Source organism: Kitasatospora sp. NPDC056531 (assembly GCF_042794375.1).
Classification (GTDB): domain Bacteria; phylum Actinomycetota; class Actinomycetes; order Streptomycetales; family Streptomycetaceae; genus Kitasatospora.
This window is the reverse complement of record NZ_JBHTTU010000214.1, coordinates 1-4,653: the sequence shown is the minus strand read 5'-3', so window position 1 is coordinate 4,653 and position 4,653 is coordinate 1. Positions and strand designations below refer to the sequence as shown.

Annotated in this window: 4 protein-coding genes and 2 pseudogenes; 3 read left to right on the top strand and 3 right to left on the bottom strand. The window is 69.1% G+C overall.

The window, feature by feature from the left end; all coding sequences use genetic code 11:
* Positions 1 to 113: 113 nt before the first annotated feature.
* A complete protein-coding gene (locus ACFQ87_RS44405; protein WP_380616739.1) occupies positions 114 to 737 on the bottom strand; it encodes a LysE family translocator in 624 nt (207 codons plus the stop codon).
* A 110-nt stretch (positions 738 to 847) separates the two neighbouring features.
* Here ACFQ87_RS44405 and ACFQ87_RS44400 point away from each other — a divergent pair, with 110 nt between their 5' ends.
* Complete coding sequence (locus ACFQ87_RS44400) at positions 848 to 1,864, top strand: LysR family transcriptional regulator (RefSeq protein ID WP_380616738.1); 1,017 nt, start codon at positions 848 to 850, stop codon at positions 1,862 to 1,864.
* 229 nt (positions 1,865 to 2,093) lie between these two features.
* Here the strand turns inward: ACFQ87_RS44400 and ACFQ87_RS44395 are convergent.
* Positions 2,094 to 2,556: pseudogene (locus ACFQ87_RS44395) on the bottom strand (IS3 family transposase); the annotation flags it as partial.
* Between the two features lie 190 nt (positions 2,557 to 2,746).
* Positions 2,747 to 3,631 carry a terpene synthase family protein gene (locus tag ACFQ87_RS44390; protein ID WP_380616740.1) on the bottom strand — a complete coding sequence of 295 codons (885 nt, stop codon included), beginning with the start codon at positions 3,629 to 3,631 and terminating at the stop codon, positions 2,747 to 2,749.
* 25 nt (positions 3,632 to 3,656) lie between these two features.
* Between ACFQ87_RS44390 and ACFQ87_RS44385 the strand changes: the two genes are divergently transcribed.
* Both ACFQ87_RS44385 and ACFQ87_RS44380 read left to right on the top strand, forming a co-directional pair.
* Complete coding sequence (locus ACFQ87_RS44385; protein WP_380616737.1) at positions 3,657 to 3,968, top strand: transposase; 312 nt, start codon at positions 3,657 to 3,659, stop codon at positions 3,966 to 3,968.
* A pseudogene (locus ACFQ87_RS44380) lies at positions 3,899 to 4,543 on the top strand (IS3 family transposase); the annotation flags it as partial. The gene ACFQ87_RS44385 and the pseudogene ACFQ87_RS44380, both read left to right, overlap by 70 nt.
* Positions 4,544 to 4,653 lie beyond the last annotated feature (110 nt).

Sequence of the window (4,653 nt, the reverse complement as noted above, 5' to 3'; positions counted from 1 at the left end):
GTTCGATGGCACTCATCGGACGATTATCGCCAGCGGCCAAAGCCATCGACAGGCAGGACCTCCGACAGGGCGAACGTTGCCTGATGCGGCACTAGAAGCGCCACATCGCCCTCTCAGACACCTGCTGCCACCGCGGCGCCCAGCCCCAGCAGGACGACACCGGTCGTCACACTGAGCCCCCGCAGGACCGTCGGCCGTGATATCAAGGCGCGCCCTCGGCCGACGGCCCAGGTGAGCAACATGTACCAGGAGGCGCTGACGAGCGCCCACAAGGCTCCCAGGGCGACGGTCGACAGGAACACCGGGCCCTTCGCCGTCACGAACTGGGGCAGCACCGAGACGGCGAACACGCCGGCCTTCGGGTTGCCGAGGTTGGTGCTCAGGCCGGTGAGGTATCCGCCCGCGAAGCCGGTGCGGCGCCCGCCCTCGCGGGGCGGACGGGTGGCGACGGTGGTGAGCGCGGTCCGTAGCGTCTTCACTCCGAGGATCATCAGCACGATGCCACCTGCGATCCGCAGCGCTGCGTACGCGGTGGGGCTGGCCAGCAGGACGGCGGACAGCCCGGCCGCAGCGGCCGTGGACCACAGCAGGAAGCCGGTGGCGTTGCCCGCGAGCGTGCCTCGGACGGTGCGTTGGCCGCCTTCCAGAACCTGCCGGATCAACAGGGCTTGACTCGCGCCTGGCAGCATCGCCAGCAGCAAGGTGGTGACGATGAAAACGGGCACATGCGTGGGCATGGGAAAAGAACCCCTTCCGGGGATCGCGGCCGATGGGTGCACCACCAGGCTTCCTGTCCCGCGCCCCTAAGAGAAGTTAAAAGAGAAGGGTGCAGCGTTAAGGTCAGTGAATGGTGATGGACCCGGGACAGCTCCGCCTTCTCGCGCTGATCGAGCGGCACGGCTCCCTGACAGCGGCGGCTCGCGCCCTCCAACTCACGCCCGCGGCGATCACACAACAGGTAGTCAAGGCCGAGCGCGACTGGCAGGTGCCGCTGGTCATCCGTGGTCCTCGCGGGGCAACGCTCACCGCGGCCGGCGCACTGCTGGCCTCCCACGGTCGAACCGTGGAGGAGGCCTCGGACAGGGCCGAGGCGGAACTGGCCGCACTGCTCGGCCACCTCTCCCTACGGCTGCGGATCGGAACGTTCCAGGCAGCCGCCCTGCACCTGCTGCCACCCGCCCTGACGGCGCTGCGCCACCGCCATCCGGACGCCGACGTCTCGGTCGTAGACGTGGTGTCCGGACGCGGAGCGGACGAGATCAGCGCGGGGCGCCTGGACGTGGCCATCGTCGCGTCCTGGGGCACGCCGCTCGTGCCGCCCCCACACATACGGGCCCACTCGCTCCTGTTGGACCCGATGGTCGTGGTTCTCCCCGACGACCATCCACTGGCCACCGGGCAGCCCGCGGACACCGAACTTCACCTGGAACAACTGCGCGACGAATCGTGGGTTTCCATCCTGGCCGGCCATGCCGCCCGCGAACAATTCCACGACGCTGCCCGCGAGGCCAGCTTCACTCCCACCGTGCGGTTCGAGACCGAGTCCTACGATGTCGCCCAGGCCCTCGTCGGCACAGGCATCGCAGTGGCCCTGGTCTCGCGCCTGGCCCTGACCCACGCGCCTGGTACCGCCTATCGCGAACTGGCCCACCCCAGGCCCTACCGCCAGCTCTACGCCGTGACCAAAACAGACGCCAGCCTCACACCACTCGCAGACATGCTCATCGACCTCCTACGCGATGTCGCCCGCGACATCACCGCCGCCTGGGAGGCTCCCCCGCAAGAAGAACAACGCTCATCGAACTCACCGCACGGAGCCCGAAAAGCCAAGGCCATGAAGTTACGGGTCGAGGCCGACACGTAACTGCGGCCTGATCTGCGCGAACGCCAGACGTGAGAAGCGGAGCCCCGGTGGAACGACGTCTGCCAAGACAAGCCGTTCAACTTCGGGAGCTCCGCTGTCCGGTCAGTGTGTCGTCACCCGCGAGATCGCGGTAGCCGAGGGCGTCTACGCGCCGGGCCATCTGGGCGAGTTGCCCCAGATCGTGCCTTCCGAGATGGTCGATGCGGTCCTCGCCGAGTGCGGGGCCCCGGGACGCCGCTGTCTGCTGTTCGAACTGGATCGGACTGAGGTAGCCGAGTGTGGAGTGGCGCCTTCAAACGTTGTAGAAGGAGATCCACCGGAACACCTCCAGCCCTCACCTGAGAACGACCGGTCCAGCCCGCTCCGTACATCAACTCCCGCTTCAACGAGGCGAAGAAGCTCTCGGCGGCAGCGTCGTCGTAGCTCGAACCGACCTTTCCCATGCTTCGCCGGATGCCGTGGCGCCGGCAGAGGCTCGCGAACTCGGCCGATCCGCCTTGCGAGCTCCTGTCCGAGTGGAAGATCACGCCGTCGACCCGGCCGCCGCGTGCCACGACCGCGGCTTCGAGCGCGTCGGCCACAAGCCGGGTGCGCATGTGGTCGGCCAGCGACCAGCCGACCAGGCGGCGCGAGTGCAGGTCGATGACGGTGGCCAGGTACATCCATGAGCCGCCGACCGGCAGATACGTGATTCGGCAGCGCATGATGCACCTTCAAAGGGTGTGCGACGGAGGTGCGGTTCCCCGGCCGCGCCGGCGACGCGGAGGGGTGGTCTCAAGTCGTTCCGCTGGACCCGGACCACGCCGGGGCGATCCGGCCACACATAGGCCTCTGCCCCGGCTCAGCGCCCAGTACTCCCGCCTCGGCACGTGTGCGCGGGCCCTATCCGGCGGAGAAGGGCGGCGACAAGGGTGCGGCCGTGAGGGGATGCCGGGCGGGGTGTTCGGGTTCAGGTTCGAGGAGGTTCTCGACGTAGCCGGGGCCGGAGCTGGGGACGGCCTTGCCGGCGCCGGTGTATCTCAGGGTCTCGCTCTGCCAGGCGCCGTACCCGCCCATCCACGCGGACATCACCTCGATGTACATGTCCACCGCGGCCCGCTCCCGCGGGTCGAGGCCGAGCTGGACGCACACGCCCGGCACGTCGCGGGCCAGTTGCCGGAAGCGGGCGCAGCACCGGTGGACTTCCTCGCGGGCCGCGGCCACCGCCTGCTCACGGGAGCAGCGCTGGGTGTGTTCGATGACCAGGACGAGGTTGTCCATGTCGCCGCGGGCTTCTTCCTTTTCCAGCGAGTACACGTCGTTGGACATGAGCGGGATGTCGACGGTGATCTCCCGCATGGTGCGCAGCTGTGGGCTGTGGAAGGCCGACGGGGGGACGGTGATCCCCGCGGTGCGCTCCGCCAGGGAAACCGTCAGGCCGGTGCCGGCGATGCCTCGGCGGACCTGCAGGTACTGCTCCATGTCGCTGGGTGTGCCGCGGCGGCGGTTGATTGCCTCGTGGGCCTGGGCGGCGAAGTAGTACTCCCACTCGTGGGCGACCCGCGCCACCCAGCCGGGCGGCGCCCCGTCGGTGCTGCGGCGCCACACGTCGGCGAACGCGGTCGCGCAGGGACCGGCCGCGGGGTGCGGCCTGGCACCGTGGACGATGTCGATCAGCCCCTGGCACACCCGGGCCACACGGTCGGGAGCACGGCCCAGCGGGCCGTCGAGCTGATCGTCGAAGTGAGGTTCCCCCGAGGTGCGGAAGGTTGCCGGAGATGGCCTGATGGGTCATGAGAAGGGAGCCTTTGTGATGGCTGCTCAGATGAAGTACCCGCCCGAGTTGCGCCGGCGCGCGGTGGAGATGTACCGGGTCGCCGATCCGAAGCCGGTGATCCGGCAGATGGCCCGCGATCTTGGGGTGCACCACGAGGCCCTGCGCAACTGGATCCGCCAGGACGAGGCAGATCGGGGCGAGCGTGACGACAGGCTCACCACCGCCGAGAAGGAGGAACTGGCCCGCCTGCGCAAGGAGAACGCCGAGCTCCGCCGGTCCTGCGAGATCCTCAAGGCCGCCTCGGCTTTTTTCGCCCAGGAGCTCGACCCGACCCGGCGACGGTACTGAAGCTCATCGACGAGCACCAGGACCGCTTCGGGGCCGAGCCCGTCCTCCGGGAACTGCACATCCCCACCTCTACCTACTACCGCTGGCGCCGCGACCTCGCCGAGCCCTGCGAGCGCAAGCGCCGCGACGCCGAGCTCACCGAGGACATCCGCCGCATCCACTCCGACTCCGACGAAACCTACGGCTCACCGCGGGTCCACGCCGTCCTACGACGCGAGGGCACCCACGTCGGCCGCAAACGGGTCGAGCGCCTGATGCGCCAGGCCGGCCTGCAGGGCGTCAGCCCGCGACGGCCCCGCTCCTTCACCCGCCGCGACCCGGCGGCGGATCTTGCCCCGGACCTGGTCCAGCGCGACTTCACTGCCAGCGCCCCGAACCGGCTGTGGGTCGCCGACATCTCGCTGATCCCCACCGGCGAGGGCCCGTGGTGGCTGGCCACGATCCGTGACGCCTTCTCCCGCCGGATCGTGGGCTGGCACACCTCGGAGCGGGCGGACGCCGACCTGGTCCTCACCGCGCTGGAGTACGCCCTGCACGGCCGACCCGTCGAACCCGGGAAACTGATTCACCACAGCGACCACGGGTGTCAACCCAGGTTCAACCAGTCGTTGCAACAACAGCACCCTGTTGGATCAACAGTAGCTGCTCGTTGAAGACTTCGGCGGGTGTCCTCCACCCCAGTGTC

Coding starts and splice junctions, on each gene's coding strand:
- ACFQ87_RS44405 (WP_380616739.1), bottom strand. CDS start 737: ATGCCCACGCATGTGCCCGTTTTCATCGTCACCACCTTGCTGCTGGCG.
- ACFQ87_RS44400 (WP_380616738.1), top strand. CDS start 848: ATGGTGATGGACCCGGGACAGCTCCGCCTTCTCGCGCTGATCGAGCGG.
- ACFQ87_RS44385 (WP_380616737.1), top strand. CDS start 3,657: ATGGCTGCTCAGATGAAGTACCCGCCCGAGTTGCGCCGGCGCGCGGTG.